Origin of the sequence: Streptomyces noursei, assembly GCF_016917755.1 — a bacterium.
GTDB classification, from domain to species: Bacteria; Actinomycetota; Actinomycetes; order Streptomycetales; family Streptomycetaceae; genus Streptomyces; species Streptomyces yunnanensis.
In genome coordinates this window covers 7,707,525-7,725,821 of the sequence record NZ_CP070326.1, presented here as the reverse complement: position 1 = coordinate 7,725,821, position 18,297 = coordinate 7,707,525, and the positions used below count along the sequence as shown (strand labels likewise).

At 70.5% G+C, this 18,297-nt stretch carries 17 protein-coding genes and 1 pseudogene; 11 read left to right on the top strand and 7 right to left on the bottom strand.

Translation table 11 applies throughout. The features are described 5' to 3' along the window. Positions 1 to 40: 40 nt before the first annotated feature. A complete protein-coding gene (locus JNO44_RS33730; RefSeq protein ID WP_240167777.1) occupies positions 41 to 1,033 on the bottom strand; it encodes a phospholipase D-like domain-containing protein in 993 nt (330 codons plus the stop codon). Between the two features lie 330 nt (positions 1,034 to 1,363). Between JNO44_RS33730 and JNO44_RS33725 the strand changes: the two genes are divergently transcribed. Beyond that, a complete protein-coding gene (locus JNO44_RS33725) occupies positions 1,364 to 2,143 on the top strand; it encodes a class I SAM-dependent methyltransferase (protein WP_205367705.1) in 780 nt (259 codons plus the stop codon). Positions 2,144 to 2,299: 156 nt separating this feature from the next. On the opposite strand, the gene JNO44_RS33720 is transcribed toward JNO44_RS33725, so the two are convergent. Both JNO44_RS33720 and JNO44_RS33715 read right to left on the bottom strand, forming a co-directional pair. Next, positions 2,300 to 4,267, bottom strand: coding sequence for an ABC transporter ATP-binding protein (locus JNO44_RS33720; protein WP_240167776.1), 1,968 nt, complete (start codon positions 4,265 to 4,267; stop codon positions 2,300 to 2,302). Between the two features lie 557 nt (positions 4,268 to 4,824). Continuing rightward, positions 4,825 to 5,409: a TetR/AcrR family transcriptional regulator gene (locus JNO44_RS33715; protein WP_205367703.1), complete on the bottom strand. Its 585-nt coding sequence runs from the start codon at positions 5,407 to 5,409 to the stop codon at positions 4,825 to 4,827. A gap of 172 nt (positions 5,410 to 5,581) precedes the next feature. Here JNO44_RS33715 and JNO44_RS43905 point away from each other — a divergent pair. Both JNO44_RS43905 and JNO44_RS33710 read left to right on the top strand, forming a co-directional pair. Then, positions 5,582 to 5,722 (top strand): annotated as a pseudogene (locus JNO44_RS43905) (tautomerase family protein); the annotation flags it as partial. Between the two features lie 113 nt (positions 5,723 to 5,835). Further along, the gene (locus JNO44_RS33710) at positions 5,836 to 7,044 is read left to right on the top strand and encodes an FAD-dependent oxidoreductase (RefSeq protein WP_205367701.1); all 1,209 of its coding nucleotides are present in this window, start codon (positions 5,836 to 5,838) and stop codon (positions 7,042 to 7,044) included. A gap of 44 nt (positions 7,045 to 7,088) precedes the next feature. On the opposite strand, the gene JNO44_RS33705 is transcribed toward JNO44_RS33710, so the two are convergent. After that, positions 7,089 to 8,138 carry an HD domain-containing protein gene (locus JNO44_RS33705; protein ID WP_240167775.1) on the bottom strand — a complete coding sequence of 350 codons (1,050 nt, stop codon included), beginning with the start codon at positions 8,136 to 8,138 and terminating at the stop codon, positions 7,089 to 7,091. Positions 8,139 to 8,472: 334 nt separating this feature from the next. Here JNO44_RS33705 and JNO44_RS33700 point away from each other — a divergent pair, with 334 nt between their 5' ends. The 3 genes from JNO44_RS33700 to JNO44_RS33690 all read left to right on the top strand — a co-directional run bounded on the left by JNO44_RS33700 (position 8,473) and on the right by JNO44_RS33690 (position 11,992). Then, complete coding sequence (locus JNO44_RS33700; RefSeq protein ID WP_235095686.1) at positions 8,473 to 9,234, top strand: ABC transporter ATP-binding protein; 762 nt, start codon at positions 8,473 to 8,475, stop codon at positions 9,232 to 9,234. A gap of 11 nt (positions 9,235 to 9,245) precedes the next feature. After that, positions 9,246 to 10,622 (top strand): FtsX-like permease family protein, encoded by a 1,377-nt coding sequence (locus JNO44_RS33695; RefSeq protein WP_240167774.1) that lies wholly within the window; start codon positions 9,246 to 9,248, stop codon positions 10,620 to 10,622. 146 nt (positions 10,623 to 10,768) lie between these two features. Next, positions 10,769 to 11,992: a sensor histidine kinase gene (locus JNO44_RS33690; RefSeq protein ID WP_205367698.1), complete on the top strand. Its 1,224-nt coding sequence runs from the start codon at positions 10,769 to 10,771 to the stop codon at positions 11,990 to 11,992. Positions 11,993 to 11,999: 7 nt separating this feature from the next. On the opposite strand, the gene JNO44_RS33685 is transcribed toward JNO44_RS33690, so the two are convergent. Both JNO44_RS33685 and JNO44_RS33680 read right to left on the bottom strand, forming a co-directional pair. Beyond that, positions 12,000 to 12,665, bottom strand: a complete 666-nt coding sequence (locus tag JNO44_RS33685; protein WP_205367697.1) for a response regulator transcription factor — start codon at positions 12,663 to 12,665, stop codon at positions 12,000 to 12,002. 141 nt (positions 12,666 to 12,806) lie between these two features. Continuing rightward, positions 12,807 to 13,022, bottom strand: a complete 216-nt coding sequence (locus JNO44_RS33680; RefSeq protein ID WP_205367696.1) for a hypothetical protein — start codon at positions 13,020 to 13,022, stop codon at positions 12,807 to 12,809. 208 nt (positions 13,023 to 13,230) lie between these two features. Here JNO44_RS33680 and JNO44_RS33675 point away from each other — a divergent pair, with 208 nt between their 5' ends. From JNO44_RS33675 to JNO44_RS33660, 4 genes are all read left to right on the top strand, one after another. Further along, the gene (locus tag JNO44_RS33675; RefSeq protein WP_205367695.1) at positions 13,231 to 13,758 is read left to right on the top strand and encodes a DUF3995 domain-containing protein; all 528 of its coding nucleotides are present in this window, start codon (positions 13,231 to 13,233) and stop codon (positions 13,756 to 13,758) included. Between the two features lie 276 nt (positions 13,759 to 14,034). Beyond that, the gene (locus JNO44_RS33670) at positions 14,035 to 14,529 is read left to right on the top strand and encodes a hemerythrin domain-containing protein (RefSeq protein WP_240168016.1); all 495 of its coding nucleotides are present in this window, start codon (positions 14,035 to 14,037) and stop codon (positions 14,527 to 14,529) included. A gap of 186 nt (positions 14,530 to 14,715) precedes the next feature. Beyond that, entirely contained in the window at positions 14,716 to 15,624 is a 909-nt protein-coding gene (locus tag JNO44_RS33665; RefSeq protein ID WP_205367692.1) for a Vgb family protein, read from the top strand. A gap of 14 nt (positions 15,625 to 15,638) precedes the next feature. Beyond that, a complete protein-coding gene (locus JNO44_RS33660; RefSeq protein WP_205367690.1) occupies positions 15,639 to 16,016 on the top strand; it encodes a VOC family protein in 378 nt (125 codons plus the stop codon). Between the two features lie 252 nt (positions 16,017 to 16,268). On the opposite strand, the gene JNO44_RS33655 is transcribed toward JNO44_RS33660, so the two are convergent. After that, positions 16,269 to 16,796, bottom strand: a complete 528-nt coding sequence (locus JNO44_RS33655; protein ID WP_420882710.1) for an MmyB family transcriptional regulator — start codon at positions 16,794 to 16,796, stop codon at positions 16,269 to 16,271. Positions 16,797 to 16,945: 149 nt separating this feature from the next. Between JNO44_RS33655 and JNO44_RS33650 the strand changes: the two genes are divergently transcribed. Next, the gene (locus JNO44_RS33650) at positions 16,946 to 18,238 is read left to right on the top strand and encodes an MFS transporter (RefSeq protein ID WP_240167773.1); all 1,293 of its coding nucleotides are present in this window, start codon (positions 16,946 to 16,948) and stop codon (positions 18,236 to 18,238) included. Positions 18,239 to 18,297: the final 59 nt, after the last annotated feature.

Genomic DNA, 18,297 nt, shown 5'->3' with positions numbered 1-18,297 from the left:
CAGGGCCCGGCGCGGCCGGTCGAGCGGCTTACGGGCCGGGTCAGGCGGCGTTCGACTTCTTCTGGAAGTCGGCGTTGAATGCCTTCTCGATGCCGCTGATGACTGCGGAGTCGCTGACGATGAGGCCGAGTTCGCGGTTGTGGTTGAGTGAATTGCTGGAGAAGTTCTCCGAGCCGGCGAACACCTTTGCGGAGGACGTGCCGTAGTCGGTGACGATTACTTTGGCGTGGATGTAGTAGCCCGTCGAGCTCGTGTAGGTGGTGACCTTGCCACCCGCAGCAGTGACCTTTTTCAGCTGCTTGCTGTACTTGGCGGACTGGTTTTCCGCGACGACGCGGACCTTGACACCGCGCTTCGCGTCCGCGACGACCGCATTCACCAAGGCGGTGTCGCCGAACTCCTCCTGCTGCACATCGAGGGACCGCTTTGCCCCCTTGATGAGAGCCAGTAGATGACTTTGCGAATCCGTGGGCGACCAGACCAGATCGGTGCCGTCGGACGGCGTCACGGACGTCTTTGCGTAGTCGGCGTCGAAGACCTTCTCGATCGCCGCGACATCGGCCTTGTTGGTGTCGAAGACGCCGTAGTCGCGTGACGTTGCGTAGTACTTCGTGTCGAAGTTGCCGGTGCTGATGTACGACTTGGCCCCATCGACCGTGATCGTCTTCTGGTGCGTGTAGACGTACGACGAGGACGAGTACGTCACTCCGGCACCGGCCGCGGACAGTGCCTTGTAGGCGGCGCCGTCGATGGCCGAGTGTTGGGAGTCGAACACCACGCGGACCTTCACGCCCGCCTTCGCCTTCTTCACCAGGGCGTTGACGAGAGTGGTGTCGCGCAGCTCGTAGATCGTCACGTCGATCGACTTCTTCGCCGAGTTGACGAAGTCGTAGATGGCGCCCTCTTTCTGGTCCGGAAGTATCACCAGGGAGAACGGGCTTGTGGCGTGCGCGGTCGCGGGTACGACGGCGACCGCCGCGGCCAAGGCGCCTGCGCTCAGGGCCGGTATGAGAAGACGGCGGGTGGGGCTCACCGGAACTCTCCTGACGTAGGGGGGAAAGCGCGCAACGCGCGTAGCGAACCCCAGTAAGACACAGGGGCGAGGCTCGCTGAAGCCCAGTTCGGTGAAGAGAAGGGCAGCGTTGTGTAAAAGTCCGCCGCGTTTGATGTCGAATCAACTGTCAGGAAAGTCAAGGTGTTTAAAGTGCGATTCAGGGCGGCAATGGTCAGCGTCCGGCCGGCGTTTGCGCGGCGTCTATCCGGCGTCTATCCGGCGTCTATCCGGCGTTTCTCGGCGCGTTGGCGCAGGTCGCCGGAGTGGTGAGGGGTAGCTGGCCGCCGGCGGCACCGCTAGCGTGACCGTGTGGATCAGAACGAACGGCTCCTTCACGCCTCGTCGTTCGGCGCGGCGGCGGTCGCCTATGCCGAGCACCGTCCGGACTACGCGCAGGCGGCGGTGCGTTGGGCGCTTGACCCCGCGCCCGGCCCTCGCGTGCTCGACCTCGGCGCCGGAACCGGCAAGCTGACCGCCACACTGGTCGCGCTGGGTGCCGAAGTCATTGCGGTCGAGCCCGACCAGGAGATGCTGGCCGAGCTGCGCCGCTCGCTGCCGGCTGTCCGTGCCCTGTCGGGTGGCGCCGAGGCGATACCGCTGCCGGACGCATCCGTCGATGCCGTGCTGGCCGGCAATGCCATGCATTGGTTCGACATGGCCGTCGCGGGGCCCGAGATCGCCAGGGTCCTCGCACCCGGCGGCGTCCTGGCCGGCCTGTGGAACCTCATGGACGACGAGGTCGAGTGGGTTGCCGGGCTCGCGCGGGTCAGCGAGAGCGCGGCCGTCGGCCCGCGCGACACGCCCGCCAGCTGGCGCGTCGCGACGGCAGACATGCACCTTCCCAAGACCGGCGTCGCCGCCCGGTTCGACTCGCCGGAGCAGGCCGAGTTCCCGCACGGGCAGCGCCGCACCGCCGACTCGCTCGTTGCGACAATCGCGACGCGCGCAGGGATGCTCGTCATGCCGGAACAGGAACAAGAGGCCACGCTGGGCCGCATCCGCGCATTCCTCACCAGCAGGCCGGAGACCGCCCGCGGTGAGTTCACTCTCCCGATGCTGACCGGAGTGCTGCGCGTCCGGCGCCTGTGAAGCATCACGTCGACACCGGAGCCGGACGCACGGCCCGCGAGCGCGGGGTTGAGCAGATCGTGCCCGGGGCGTGGACCGTCCGCCGGCTTACGCCCCGGCCTTCGGGATCACGGTTCGGCCGTCACCTGACCTCCGCGCGCCCGGACCCCCTGGTGCTCAGCTGGACGGGGTGGGGTGGGGCAGCGCGGTGCGAGCGGTCTGTGCGTACTGGGCGGCCTGCAATTCGTAGAGTGTGCGATAGTGCCCGCCTGGCAGGGTCATCAGGTCGGCGTGGGAGCCGCGTTCCACGACGCGGCCGCGGTCGAGCACGTAGATCAGGTCGGCGCTCGCGGTCGCGGCCAAGCGGTGAGTGATCAGCACCACCGTCGTCCCGTCGTCGGTCAGCGAGCGCAGTGCCTGGAACGCCTCGACCTCGGCCCGCGGGTCCAGAGCCGAGGTCGGTTCGTCGACGATCACCAGCGGTGCCTGGCGATACCGGGTCCGGGCGCTGCCGATGCGCTGCCACTGGCCGCCGGAGAGCTGGGTGCTGCGCTCGAAGCCGCTGACGATGATGCTGTCCCACCGGTCCGGCAGCGATTCCACCACACCCAGGGCATCGGCCTCCCGCGCGGCCCGCTCGATCCGCTCCTGGTCCACGTCGATCTCGGGCCGGCCGATGTGGACGTTGGCACGGGCGGTCATCGCCCAGTGGGGGAAGTCCTGGCAGAGCAGGGCCACCTTGTCGAAGACGGCGTCCCGGTCCGCCTCCCGTACGTCGACGCCGTTGACGAACACCCGGCCCTGTGTGGGCAGGTACAGGCCGGCGAGGAGCTTGGACAGCGTCGTCTTGCCGGATCCGTTCTCCCCGACCAGCGCCACCACCTTCCCCGGAGGGATCGTCAACGACACTCCCTCCAGGGCAAGTTGATCGGCCCCGGGGTAGGAGAACGACACGTGTTCGCAGCGGACTTCGACCGGCCCTTGGGGAATCGGGAGGCCGCCGGTGGGGATGGCGTTGCGCTCGGCCAGATCGTAGGCGATCTCCAGATCGGCCAGATACATCGACTCCTCGTACAGCCGGTTCATGCTCATCACCAAACTGCCCAGGCCCTGACTGGAGTTCCGCACCGCGATCACCGCGGTGCCGGCCGCCGCCAGCGGGATGCCGCCGAACCACAGCAGCGCCCATAATGCACCGTAGGAGACGAGCGAAGCCGCCCCGGACATCGCCGAAGCCGCCAGGTCCGTGCCGGCCTCGGCATAGGCCAGGCGCTGCTTCTCCCGGGCCGAGGTTGCGGCCATGTCCTCGTAGGCGCCCGCCAGGAGTTCGCCGGCGCGGTGCGCCTTGACCTCCGGGCCCGCATCCGGCCGTGACAACTGATAGGTGATCATGTCGGTGGCCCGCACGTGATCGAGCCAGGCGCTGCGGGAGGCGTAGTTGCGGCGGACGACGGCGACCGCTCCCCACGCCCTGGGGGCCGCGATCAGCAGCAGCGCCAGCACGAGGGCGGGATGCAGCAGGAACAACACCCCGGCGGCCGCGACCAAGCCGATGAAGACGTTGATGACCTGGATCGACGAGCCCAGCATCGTGCGGATGGAACGGATGCCGTACCGTCCGGCGTCCAGCGCCCGTTGGGACCTCTTGTCGACGAGCGTCGCCAGCTCGACCCGGGCCAGCCCGCGGTAGTACCGCGCTGTGCAGGCCCGCTCGATCTTCGGTTCCAGACGACCGGACGCCGCCACGCTCACCGCGGACAGCGTTGAGGACAGCGCGGTCACCGCGGCCGCCGCGACCAGAGCCGGGGCCGCCTCCAGCAGGCGCTCCGTAGTGGGACCGGCCGAGAAGATCGCGATGAGGATCTGGTTGGTGGCCACGAGCGTGAAGGCCCGCATGAGACCGATCCCCAACTCCGCGGCAAGGAGGACCAGCAGGGCCCGTCGATCTTCGCGCCATGCGGCTCGCGTGACCGTGCCCATCATCGCTGGGAACTGCCGGGCCATCTGCCAGAACGACAGCCTGAGCAGCGGGTTCTCGTACTGGGCCCATGCCTTGTCATGTCGTAGAACGCCGCTGAACAGCAGCTTTTCGCTCTCGGAGAGCGATGGTTGCAGGGACTTCTTGGGCCGGTGGAACGCCATCATGCCTCCCAGATCGGGTCCGGACGTGCTGAGCGGAGCGTGCCGGTGGTGGGTCGGGCGTGCGGAGCGGCGCGGACCGGGGCCCAGGCGGGAGCGGTCCGGCCCAGGGCGTCAGCAAGTGGCGGGGGAGTGGTCGGGCGCGCGGGACAGGGACGGATGGCGACCTCCAGCGAGCGGGCGTTGGGTTGTCGGGGCGTTCAACGAGAGGACCCGGCGTCTCGAACTCATGTGTTTCGGACGTGATGTGACCGCACGGGAGAGGGAGTGCATGTCCGTTCCGTGCGCACCGGCCCTTGCCGGAAGCGGGTCGTGCTCTGTGCTGACGTGGCCGAAACGCCGGGGGCGAGACCTGGGTGGCCGAAGGGATTTGGAGCGCGCAGCGGGGGTGGTGTGTTCGGCCGGCGACCAAAAGGCCGTGTTCGTGTCCGCGTCCCCGGCGGTTTGAGCGGTGCGGCGGGCGGTTGGCGATGCCGCACAGCGTGATCGGCTTTCCGCCCGAACGGATCGGCTTCCCGCCCGAACGTGAGTGGCTTCCCGACCACAGGCGAATGCCCTGGCGCTCAACCCTCGATGGCGCCGGCGATCAGCATCTGGAGTTGCTGTGCGGTGCGGTCGAGGGGCTGGACGCTGCGTTTGGCGCGGCACAGGGCGACGGTCCCCTCGACGGCCGCGACGACGAGGGTGGCGAGCTGCGCCGCCTGCTCCGTTTCGGCGCCGTGCTCGCGGAGGGAAGCGGCCAGCAGGCTCTCCCACTCGTGGAAGACCTCGGCCGCCGCAGTCAGGGCTGCGGGGAGCTCGTCGGTGGGAGGCTCTTCGACGGCGACAGCCAGGACCGGGCAACCGGCGCGGAAATCGGTGTCGACGACGATCTTGCGCCACAGCGCGAGGAACGCGTGGAGCCCGGCTACCGGACCAGCCTCCAGCTCCCTGCGCAGGCACTGGGCGACCCGTGTGCCGGTGTAACGGACCGCCTCGGTGGCCAACTGCTGCTTGCCCTCGGGGAAGTAGTGGTACGTGGAGCCGAGCGGCGCCTCGGCGTGTTTGGCCATCTCGCGGATGCTCGTTGCGCTCAGGCCGCGCCGGCTGATCATGTCCGCGGCGCCGGCCACGATCCGCTCGCGCGCTTCCGAGTTGCCCCTCGTCACGTGCGGAACCCCCTCTGAACACCCCTGGTTATAACGACCGACATAGTCTAGCGTGGCGCCTGGCTATAACGACCGTCATAATCCGCTGCTGGCTGCTGGCTGCTGGCTGCTGGCTGCTGGCTGCTGGCTGCTGGCTGCTGGCTGCTGACCGAGGAGTTGCCATGCCGGCGATACCGTTCCGCAGGGCGCGCTGTCCGAGCGGCGCAAGGCGGGACTGGTCGAGGAGGCGATCGCAACCGTGCTCCTGGCCGCCGGACTCACCCAAGGCGACGAGCTGCGGGTATGGGTGCTGGTGCGCGAGCAGGCGGACGGCATCGCTCCGTGGCATGCGCACTGCCGCTGGGCGAGGTTGCGGCAGACGCCCCGGACCGGGTGCATCATGGGTGTGGACATTGATGGGATATGCGTAGAAGAGTGGAGTGGGGCGTGACACGGATACTGGTCATCGGTGGCGGGATCGCCGGTACGGCGACCGCACTGGCCCTGCACAAGGCAGGGTTCGAGGTCACCGTGCACGAGGCGCACCCCGACACGGCGGGGGACATCGGGGCGTTCCTGACCTTGGCGAGCAACGGTATGCGCGCCGTGGCGCAGCTCGACGCCTCGGATGTGGTCACCGGGATCGGCTATCCGCTGCGCTCGATGCGCGTTCTCGACGGTCAGGGCGCGGAGATGGCCCATGTGCCGTTGGGAGAGGCCGACGACGCTCTCCTGCGGTACCGGTGCCTGCGTCGTGGCGAGTTGAACGCCGTGTTGCAGGCCGAGGCCATCCGCCGGGGCATCGGGCTCTCGCACGGATCGCGGTTGGTGTCTGTCGAGGACGGCTCGGATCAGGTGACCGCACGGTTCGCCGACGGCAGCGTCGCGACCGCTGATCTGCTCGTTGGCGCAGACGGCCTGAATTCGACCGTTCGGCGCGCGATCGCCCCCGGTGCGGAGCCCGTCTACGCGGGGCAGTCCGTCTTCTACGGATACACCCGCAGCGCCTCGGTGGCGGAGGAGACGGGCCACATCACCATGGTGCGTGGCAGCACCGCGGCCTTCGGCTATGCCGTCTCGCCGGACGGGGAGACGTACTGGTTCGCCCGCGTCGCCGGTGAAGCGATCCCCGTCGAGGAACTCGCCCACCCTTCGCCCTCCCGTTGGCGTGAGCGACTCGTCGAGTTGCTGAGCAAGGACGCCACCCCCGCGGCGAGCATCGTGGCGGCCTCCACGGACAGCCTGATGGCCACCAACGCCACCGAGATCCCGCCAGGCACGCCGTGGCGCTCGGGCCGGAGGCTGATCGTCGGCGATGCCGCACACGCGGCGTCACCGGCGACCGGTCAAGGGGCCTCGATGGCCTTGGAAGACGCTGTCATCCTCGCCAAATCCTTGCGGGACATGCCCGATCTGGACAGCGCGCTCGCCCTCTACGAGGCGTGCCGCCGCCCCCGCGTCGAGTACAACATCACCGTCAGCGGGGAGTTGTCCCGCGGCACCCGTAACCCGTCGAGCACCGGCCGGGCACCGTCCGCCCCGCGTCCCGGTGACGACACGCTCGCCGCCCTGCTGGACTGGGACCTCGATATGCGCACCGTCGCCGGCGACACGGACCAGGGCCCGTCCGATGGGCCAGGGGCGGACGGACGCTGACGGCTCGTTTCAGGTGGAGTTGAGTGTCGGCCTCGGCCCGACACTCAACTCCACCAGACACGGAAGTCGGTGGCGAGCGAGCCCAGCGCGGCCAACTCGGCGGCCAGCTCCGGCGCGGCCACCTCGACCCGCTGCCCTTCCACCAGCGGCGCGGAGCTGTAGATCTTGCGCAGCGAGAAGTCCCAGCCGGGACGACCCCCGGGTGCGGGTTGAGCCGTGACCTGCAACCGGTGCAGCTCGTATCGGACCATGGCGCTCTCCGCTCGGGTGACGTCGCACGATTCGAGCGCGGACCACAGTTGCGGATCGGTCATCCGGGCGAGTTGCGCAGGGGTGAGGGTCGAGCTGTCGAGCAGTTGGCGGGCCAGGCGCCGGACCACCGAGACCGGACCCACGTTGTCCCACGAGGTGTGCAGCCGCGCTTCCGCGCAGACCAGGTCGACGAGCGCGGCGGCGGTCTCGGGGTCGGTCGACACCGCCGAATCCTTGAGGTCGAGCCGGTCCAGCATGACGGTCGGATCGATGGCCAGACGCCCGGCGGCACGACCACTGCGGACGTAGGAATCGAGATGGTCCAGATTCAGCAAGCCGGTGCGGCTGGCGAGCGGCGACGGCGGCTGCCCGCCGAGTGCGGCGACGACGGCCCCGGTGCGCACCCGATGCTTCTCCAGTACGGACCGGATCGGCTCGGTCCGCAGCAACTCCAGGCCGATGGCGTGGTGGTCGAGGCCGCAAACGCCTTCGAAGGTGTGACTCAACGGTAGATGGCCGATGTCGTGCAACAGCGCCGCGATCCGCAGAAGTTCGTCCTCCGGGCGGAAGTGCGCGACCAGCGAGAGGACACCGAGGGAATGCTCCAGCCGTGAGTATGACTGCAGGGTGCTGATGGTCGAGGCACCTCCGTGTGCGACGAAGTGCAGGCGCCGTAGGGGCTCGGCGCGCAGCAGGTCGATCTCCACGGGGCTCAGGCGGACGGATATGCGCCACAGCGGGTCCGTGAAAGCTGAGGTCAGGCCCAGGGTATGGGTGGGGACGGGCCGTGCGGGGGCATCTGTGGAGCCCTGCTGCGGGCTCTGATCGTTTTGGCTGTCCACCAGGTCACCCTAGGGCGGACATCGACCTTCGCGAGTTCCGCGTCGTCCAGACCAGGTCCGGGCATGACATCGCCGGACTGGACTGGACTGGACTGGACTGGACTGGACTGGACAAGGCACGACTGGCCACTGGGGCCGGGCCGGGGCGGGTGCAGTGCGGGGCTGTCCGGCCGGCGGCTCCGCCGCGGGGTGAGGGGAGGCACCCGCTGCCGGCGGCCGGGGTGTGGTTTTCCGAACCCCCGATTCGGGGGCGGGCGGGATCGATCGCCGTGCCCCGCGCGCCGAGGATGAGGGCATGGCTCAGACAGCAACGGCTACGGCACCGGCTACGGCAATGACAACGGATGCGGGAACAGACATCGAGGTGGGGATCGCTGCGCGGGCGGTGGATCTGCATCGGGAGTATGGGCGCGGCAGTGCCGCCGTGCGCGCGTTGCGCGGGGTGTCGGTGGCGTTCGCGCCCGGGACGTTCACGGCGGTGATGGGGCCGTCGGGTTCGGGCAAGACCACCTTGCTGCACTGCCTTGCGGGGATGGACCGGCCCACTCGGGGTTCTGTCTGGTGGGGTGGTACGGAGGTGTCCCGGCTGTCGGAGCGGCGGCTTGCGGCACTGCGGCGCAGCCGGGTGGGGTTTGTGTTCCAGGCGTTCAACCTGATGCCGGCGATGACGGTCGCGCAGAACGTCGAACTGCCCGGCCGGCTGGCCGGCGAACGGCCCGACCGGGACCGCGTACTGGAGGCGCTCGCCCGGGTGGGACTGGCCGGGCGCGAGCGGCACCGGCCCGGGCAGCTCTCCGGTGGACAGCAGCAGCGGGTGGCGATCGCCCGGGCGCTGGTCACCCGCCCCCAGGTGCTCTTCGCCGACGAGCCGACCGGCGCGCTCGACCGGGCCACCGGCCACGAGATCCTCGCCCTGCTGCGCGCCGGCGTGGACCGGGACGGCGGGACGTGTGTGATGGTCACCCACGATCCGGTGGCCGCCGGGTACGCGGACCGGGTGTTGCTGCTGGCCGACGGCGTGGTGGTGGACGAGCTCGATCGGCCCACCGCCGCCCAGGTCGGCGAGCGCCTGAGCCGGCTGGGGGAGTGCGCGTGATGGTCGTCCCGATGTCTCTCGGGCAGATGCGCCGGCGTCCGGCTGCCTTCGCCGGATTGGCGATCGCGCTCTTCCTCGCCATCGCCACCGTGACGCTCTTCGGTTTGCTGTTCGCCGCCGGTGCCACCGCGCCCGCGGCGGCCCGGCAGGCGACGGCCGGCCCGGGGCTGATGGTGATCGCCGGTGCCTTCGGCGAGATCGCCGTGCTGGTGGCGTTTTTCGTCGTGGTCAACGCGTTGGGTTTTGCCCTTCGCCAGCAGCATCGCGAGCTGGCTCTGCTGCGTACGATCGCGGCGACGCCCCGTCAGGCGCGGCGGCTGGTCCGTGGCCAGGTCCTTGCGCTGACGTTGTTGGTGGCTGTGCCGGGCTGGGTGGCCGGCGCGGCGGGGGCCCGCGGCTTCCTGGCCGAGTTGCAGCGGCGGGGGATGGCGGCGCCGGGCGTGCGGGTGCCGGGGACACCGCTGCCGATGGTGGTCGCGTTGGCCGTCGCGCTCGCCGTCGGCCTGGCGGCCTCGGCCGTCGCGGCCCGGCGGATCTCCCGGATCGCGCCCGCGGCCGCCCTCACCGCGAGCGCGACCGAGCACGGACGGACGGGCGCACCGCGCCTGCTCGCCGGAATCGGCGCGCTGGCGGGCGGCGGTCTGCTGCTGGGACTGGCCGCGACCCGGCCGATGGCGCAGCTGGACAAGGCGGGGCAGGCGGCGCTGTTCGGTGCGCTGGTGCTGCTGGTCGCCCTCGCCCTGGTGGGGCCGCTCGCGGCGCGTGTGCTGGCTGCCGCGTTGGGTGCGCCGGCACGGATGCTGGCTCCGGGTGCGGGGTGGCTGGCCGACGCCAACCTGCGGGGGTACGCGCGCCGGCTGTCCTCCGCCGTGGTGCCGGTCGCGCTGCTCGTGGGTCTGTCGGGCACCATGGTGATCATGACATGCACTGCCGAGCACGCCGCGAGCGCGAGCCCGACCAGCGTCACCACCGCCGGCTCCGTCACCTCCGCCAGCGATGTCTGGTTGCGTCAGACCGAGTTGGCGCTGCTGGTCTGCTTCGCCGCCGTCTCCACCGTCAACACCCTGGTCGCCGTGACCGCCGACCGGCGGCGCGAGTTCGCGCTGTTGCGGTTGGTCGGCGCGACCCGGTCGCAGCTGATGCGCATGTTGACCGCGGAGGCGGTGCTGACCACGGCGGTGGGTGTGCTGCTCGGCGCGGCGGTCGCGGGTGCCGCGTCGGCGGCGTTCAGTACGGCGGTGACCGGCTCGGCGGTGCCGTCCGTCCCGATGGCCCTCTGGTGGATTGTCGGGGGCGCGGCGGCGCTGACCGTCCCGGGCATCCTGGCCACCGGCCTGCGGGCAGTTCACGGCCCGGCCGCGGAACTGGTGGGCGGCGGCCGTGACTGAGCACGAGGCCGGGACGGCCGCCGAGGGTGCGGCCTGCGCACCGACGCCCACCCCCACCGGGCCGCGGACCCGCGCGAGCGTGCCGCCCGCCGGCTCGGCGCCCTCGCCCGCCCCGTGCGGGCCGACTGAAACGCCCGAGGACGGACGTGGCTGAGCAGCGGCGATACCTTGCCCTCCGAGGCGGCGAATGGGCCTTCGCCGTCGTCGGACTGCCGCTCGCGCTGCTCGGCGGTGTCTACGCACTCGCCGTCCTGTACGCGGGCGCGCTGCTCTCCCTCACCGTGCTCGGCCTGCCGTTCGTGGTCGCCGCGCTGCTGGGCGCGCGGGGTCTCGGCGCGCTGCACCGGCGGCTGGTCGGCCGACTGCTCGGCGCACGCGTCGAAGCGCCGGCCGGGCTGCCCCGCCCGGTGGGCGCGATCGCCCGCGGCCGTGCCGTGCTGACCGACCCGGTCGCCTGGCGGACGCTGCTCTATCTGGTGCTGCGGCTGCCGCTCGGCGTGCTCGGGTTCGCCGCCGCCGTGCTGCTGCCCCTCGGTTGCGGCTGGCTGATCGGCTTTCCGCTCTGGGCCCGCCTCCTGCAGCCGGGCCAGCCGCCGGCCTTGTGGCTGGACGCCGTCGCGATCCCGCTGGGCCTATTTCTCCTGTGCGCGGTACCCGGCGCAATGCGGGCGCTGAGCGGAGCGAACCGGCGGCTGGCTCGCCTGCTGCTCGGCCCGGCCCGTGCCCAACAGCGCGTCCGGGAACTGGAGAGCGCCCGCGCCACCCTGCTCGCGGAGAACACCGACCAGCTCCGCCGCCTGGAACGCGATCTGCACGACGGCACCCAGGCCCGGCTGGTCGCCCTGGCCATCACCCTCTCGCTGGCCGAGGACACCCTCGCCCCCGACGCCGGCCCGGACCTCGGACGGCTGCGCACCCTGGTGGAACGCGCCGTCGGCCAGACCGACGACACCATCGTCGAACTGCGGCGACTGACCCGGGGCATCAACCCGGTGGCGCTGGACGGCGGCCTCGACGAGGCGCTGCCGGGCCTCACCGCCACCTCGCCGGTGCCCGTCACCGTCCGCCTGGACCTGCGGGAACGCCCGGACCAGGTGATCGAACGAGCCGTCTACTTCTGCGCCGCCGAGCTGCTCACCAACATCGCCAAGCACAGCGGTGCCCGCTCGGCCGAACTCGCGGCGAGCGCCGCCGACGGCCGGGTGCGCCTGATCGTGCGCGACGACGGCCGGGGCGGCGCGGCGCTCGGCGTCGGCACCGGCCTGACCGGACTGGCCGAGCGGCTCGCGGCTGTCGACGGCGTCCTGGCGGTCGACAGTCCGCCCGGCGGACCCACCGTGATCACCGCCGAGCTGCCTTCGCGCCTGTGACGAACACTCAACTGCCGCTCTCCGCAAGGTAGGCGAGGACGGCCTTGACCCGCCGGTTGTCGGCGCCCGTCGCCGGCAGGTCGAACTTGGTGAAGACGGCCGCGACGTGCTTCTCCACCGCACGCTCCGACACCAGCAGCAGCGCGGCGATGGAGCGGTTGGAGTGGCCCTGTGCCATCAGTTCCAACACCTCGCGCTCGCGCGGCGTCAAGGTGGTCACCCGGCTGTGCTGCCCACCGCGCATCAGCTGGGTGACCACCTCCGGGTCGAGCGCCGTGCCCCCGTTCGCGACCCGTTGCAGCGCGTCGACGAACTCGGAAGTGCGGGCGACGCGCTCCTTCAGCAGGTATCCAACGCCCCCGGCACCGTCCGCCAACAGCCGGGAGGCCCAGGCGGTCTCCACGTGTTGGGAGAAGACCAGGATGCCGACCTCGGATGTTCGCGCACGGATCTCGACGGCGGCGCGGATGCCCTCGTCGGTGTGGGTGGGCGGCATCCGGATGTCCACCACGGCCACGTCGGGCCGGTGCTCGACCACCGCGGCGAGCAGCTCGGGTGCCGTCCCGGCGGTCGCCACCACCTCGCATCCGCGGGCGCCGAGCAGCTCGACCATCCCGTCACGGAGAACGACGGAGTCCTCGGCCAGTACCACGCGCAGGTTCCTGTTGATCACCACGCCATTATCGGGCCGACCGACGTCCGTCGCCGGCCGGTGATCCCCGCACGGGAAATCCCCACGCCGGAACGGCGAGTCACCCGAGGCCGATCCCTCCCGCCTCGACCCGCTCGCCACGCAGGCCGCCGCTCTGTCACATCATCGACGCTTCGCACGCCCGGCCACGAAGGCCACGACCCCCGCCGAGATCACCACGGCCACCTTCGCCGTCAGCAGGCCAAGACCGGGGCTCCACCACTCCAGCTTCCACGTCGCGACCCAGATCACGCCCCCGACCACCAGCGCGACGACTGTGGACAACAGGACGCGTCTGGATGCGGGCTTCTGATGCGCACCGCTGCTCTTCTCCTTCACATGCAGATGTTAAGAGCAAGTTCGCGAACCGCGCTCGGTTCTCCGCCATCTCGCATCTCCGCCATCTCGCAGTCACGCCACCTCGTATCCACCCCACCTCGCATCCACCCCACCTCGCATCCACCGGGTACAGCCAGCCTGCCGGAGCTTGCCAGTGGTATCGGAGGTGCCGGCGATTGCGCGCCATGGCAGTGGCATGCTCCTTGCCATGCATACAGACCGGCAGGACTGCAGGACGACGGCTGGGGTGTGGGGGCGGATCGCGTGTGTCTGGGCGGTCGCTTTCGCTGCGTTGCACTTCTACTGGGCGGTGGGCGGCAACTGGGGACTGAGTGTCTCGGCGGGCCCCTTGGCCGAGGAACGCCCCGCGTGGTTCGTGGCGGTGGGCTTGTGGGGTGTGGGAGCGCTGTGCCTCGTAGGCGGTCTGCTGGGGTGGCTGCTCGCCCGTCCGCGGCCCGGTGGCCTGGTCGGACGGCTGGTCAAGGCACTGGGCTGGTGTGTCTGTGCCGTGCTGCTGGTACGCGGCATCGCGGTTGAGATACTGCTGCTCGACACGGCGGGCCGTGCGGTAGGCGTCAGCCCGGAACAGCGGCTGTGGACGCTGGTGTTGTGGAATCCCTGGTTCCTGGTCGGCGGGCTTGTCTTCGGCCTGGCCGCACGGGAATTCGGACGGGTGACCGGCCGAGCAACGGAACTGCCTGGTGGGCCCGTCGGCGCACGAGAGCAGGACGGGTGAGCGGTGGATGGCGAGCCGGAGACCGGTCGGCGGAGGCGAAGGCTGCCGCCGCTGACCGGCAGCCGCGCCGGGACTCGGCGAAAGCCCACCGTGGTAGGGAGAGCGGCCCACCACGAGTCGTGCGTCCGATCAGGGCGACCGCTCGTGCCTGTGCCTGCCCGCTGAACTTGATTGACAGACCATTTTTGCCTTGGTAGGAATTTGGTCAGCGTCGCGGTGTACCCGGCAAAGAGACCGTCGAGGACATGGAGGCGCCGAACCAATGGGACAACCTTGGTGACACCCCACGGACGCCTGAAGGCTTTCGGCAATCAGTTGGTCGAAGTACATCTCTGGCTCCGCGAAGAGCTCGCCGCACTGCGTGAAGACGTCGACTCCTATCTCGCCGGCGGCACACGACTCCGCGAGTTGCGGACGCACTGCCTCACCTTCTGCTCGGCATTGAACCGACACCACACCGGCGAGGACCAGGTCGCATTCCCCGAAATGGCTGAGCTCTACCCTGAACTGCGCCCCGTTCTGGATGAGTTGCGCCGCGACCATCAACTGGTCGAGGACTCCTTGCGACGGCTCGACGCGCTGGTCGGCGAGCTGGACCAGGCGAAGGACCCGGTCGAAGTCCGGCGCGAGATGGACAGCCTCGCAGCCCTGATGGAGACGCACTTCGTCTATGAGGAGAAGCGGATCGTCGCTGCGCTCAATGCGCTGAACGTGCCGGACTGGGAGGTTTCGATGCCGGACTTCCTGCTCGCCGGCGACGCGGAGCACTGACCGGTTCAGCGGCCGTACCGCTGCCGTCCCGGGGTGCCATCCGCCCCGGACGCGCCGCCCGTCGCTCGGCGGTGTCGAGCGCTCTGCCTGGCTGGTCTGCACGCCCATACGCCCGCACGCCCGCACCGTCCTGAACGGCCACCCCGGCCGACAACGACAGCATCCCCGAATCTCCAGGAGAAGACATTGACACAGGTCGCCATCGAAGAGTACGCAGTGTCCGACCGTGACGGTGGACCGTACGCGATCACCACGGGACCGGACGGTGCGCTGTGGTTCACCTTGGTCCACAGTGGCCGGATCGGAAGGCTCGTCCCCGGCGGTGAGTTGACGAGCTATCAGCTCGACCCGTCCTGCCGGCCGACGATCATCGTCTCCGGGCCGGACGGTGCGCTGTGGTTCACCGAATACCAGGCCAACCGGATCGGAAGGATCTCGGTCGACGGAACCGTCGACGAGTTCACGCTGCCCACCCCTGACCGCGGGCCGTTCGGCATTGCCTCGGGACCGGACGGTGCGCTGTGGTTCACCGAGACCGCCGCCGACCGCATCGGCCGCATCACCCCTGATGGGCATATCACCGAGTTCCCGCTCCCGGTCAGCGGTGCGTTCCCCTCCGCGATCACCGCCGGAGCCGACGGCGGAATGTGGTTCACCCTGAACCAGGCCCATGCGATCGGCAGGATCGGCACCGACGGCTCGGTCTCGATCCACCCGCTGCCGACCGAGAGTGCCGCACCGGTGGGGATCACCGGAGGACCGGACGGCGCTCTCTGGTTCGTCGAGATCGCCGCCGGCCAGATCGGCCGCATCACCACCGACGGCCGCATTGCCGAGTTCCCGCTGCCCGACCGCAGTGCACGGCCACATGCCATCACCACGGATGGGAACGGCATCGCCTGGTTCACCGAGTGGGGCGGAAACCGCGTCGGCCGGATCACTCCGGACGGCGCCATCACGGTCCACGACCTGCCCACGCCCGGCAGCGAGCCGCACGGCATCGCCCTCGGACCGGACAACGCACTGTGGACCGCCTTGGAGACCGGCGCACTGGCCCGTATCGTCCCCGGCCGCACACCGACGAACAACGCCTGAGAGGAGACCCTTGCGTGACCGTCACCTTCAGTCACACCATCATCGTCTCCGAGGACCGCAACGAGTCCGCGCGCTTCTTCCGCGAGCTGTTCGAGCGCCCCCAGGCACCGTCCCGGGACCCGTTCGTCAACGTCCAACTCGACGAGGGCGTGCTGCTGCAGTTCGCCGAACCACCCGTCACCGAGATCCAGGCGCAGCACTACGCGTTCCTCGTCGACGACGACCTGTTCGACCGGGCCTACGCGCGGATCCAGGCACAGGGCATCGAGCACCGGGCCGACCCCCGGATGAGTCAACCCGGCCGGACCAACACCGAGCACGGCGGACGGGGTGTCTACTTCAGGGATCCGTCCCGGCACTTCATCGAAATGACCACCCGGCCGTATCTGTGACACCGGCCGCACGGCGAGATCGCCGGCCCGCCCTTCCGCGCGGTCATCCGGATGTGGGCGGGGCCGGCGGTGTCGTCGAGCGCCGGACCTCAGCGGGCACAGTTTGAGCACCCCGGTCCACCGCAGCGTCCGCGCCCTCTACCGCGCCGGAACGGATCAACACCCCGACATCCGCAACGTCCTGGAACGCCTGACCGACGCGGTGGCCCGCCACGGCGACTGAGCCGGGCGCCTGCATCCGGCGGGCGGCCGCTACCGCTCGACCTGCGAGGGGAGTGCTGCTTCGCTGGGGTCGGCCATGTCCAGTAGCAGCATCGCGTCGTGGTCCGGGGTGCCGGGCAGTGCCTGGTAGGTGATCAGGCCCTGGTCGTCGGTGCGGAAGATCGCCATCACCTCGTAGTGGAGGCGCATCGAGCCGACCTCCGGGTGGTTGAAGTGCTTCTGGCCGCCGCCGCGCACCCGCACCTCGTACCGCTCCCACAGGCGGGCGAACTCCGGGCTCCTGACGACGAGTTCACCGACGAGCTGGGCCAGTTCCGGCATGTCCGGGTCAGCGCCCGCCATCGCACGCAGGTGGGCCGCGCTGTGGCCGGCCATCTTCTCCCAGTCGCGGTAGAGCCTGTGCCCCATGGGGTGCAGGAACATATAGCGGGTGAGGTTGCGGCGCTCCGGTGGCCAGTCCGTGATGCCGGCGAAGAGGCGCAGGCCGGGTCGGTTGGCGGCCAGCAGGTCGTTGGTGCGGCTGACCACGCATGCCGGGGAGGGACGCAGCGACTCCAACAGCGCGAGGATCTGCCCCCGGCGGGCGCGGAACCGGAACGGGCGGAGGAACAGACGCAGGACCAGATACAGACATCGGCGCGCAGGCGGCTCTCCGCGATGCGCCGGAGCCGCGACCGGGTGCGGCCGTAGCGGCTCTGGTTGCCGCGGTGCTCGGATTCTTCGTGATCACGGTCGACGTCTCCGGCGTCAACGTCGCCTTGCCCGCCGTGGGGAGAGAATTCGGCGGTTCCTTGGCCGGGCTCCAGTGGGTCGCTGACACCTACACGCTGATGTTCGCGGCGCTGATGCTCTCAGCCGGTGCGCTCTCCGACGCGGTGGGCGCGCGGTGCGCGTACGGCTGGGGGTTGGGCGTCTTCACCGTCGCCTCGCTGGCCTGCGCGGCGGCGCCGACGCTGGGTGCCCTGACGGCGGCGCGCGTGGTGCAGGGGAGCGCGGCGGCGGTGATGGTGCCCGCCTCGCTGGCGTTGATCCGGCAGGCGTTCCCCGATCGGGTCGCGCGAGCGCGGGGCATCGCCCTGTGGACGCTCGGCGGCGCGGTGGCCATCGCCGCTGGGCCCGTCCTGGGCGGGCTGCTGACCACGACGTGGACCTGGCGGGCGGTGTTCTTCCTCAACGCGCCCGCGGGGATCGCCGCGTGTTTGACGCTGCTGCGGGCGGCGCCCTCACCGCGCCACCGTGCGCCGTTCGACCTCCCGGGCCAGGTGACGGCGGTACTCGCGCTGGCCGGCCTGACCTTCGCCGTGATCGAGGGCGGTCACCGCGGATTGACGGGAACGGTGCTGACGGCGGTCGGGGTCGCGGTGGCGTCCGGGGTCGGGTTCGTGGTCGTCGAGGCGCGGCGGCGCACGCCGATGCTGCCGCCGAAGCTGTTCCGACAGCGCGGCGTCACCGTGCCGGTCGTCGCGGGCTTCGCCGTCAACGCGGCCTTCTACGGCGGGGTGTTCGTACTGAGCCTCTTCTTCCAGCAGCAGCGGGGACAGTCGGCGTTCTCGGCCGGGTTGATGTTCGTGCCGATGGCGGCGATCACCGCGGTTTTCAACTACCTCTCGCCGCGGGCGGTTTCCCGCTACGGCCCGCGGGCCGTCATCGTCGTGGGGCTGCTGACCGTGGCGCTGGGCTGCGGCGCGTTGCTCGCCGTCGACAAGGGCACGCCCGCCTGGCTGACCGCGTTGTCGATGACCCCGCTGGGCTTCGGCGGCGCGCTGGCCATGCCGGCGATGACCTCCCTGCTGCTCGACAGCGTCGCCGCCGCGCGGGCGGGCACGGCGGCAGCGCTGCTCAACACCAGTCGCCAGACGGGCGGAGCGCTCAGCATCGCCGTCTTCGGTGCCCTCATCGCCCAGGACTTCGCGACGGGTATGCGCCAAAGCCTGCTGCTCGCCGCCTGCCTGTTGGTGGCCACGGCGTTGGGCACAACGGCACTGCTGCCACGGCGGTGAGGGCGACCGGGGGACTGGCACCCCCGCCGACCAGGTAGATTTCCCCAGCAGACCACGGC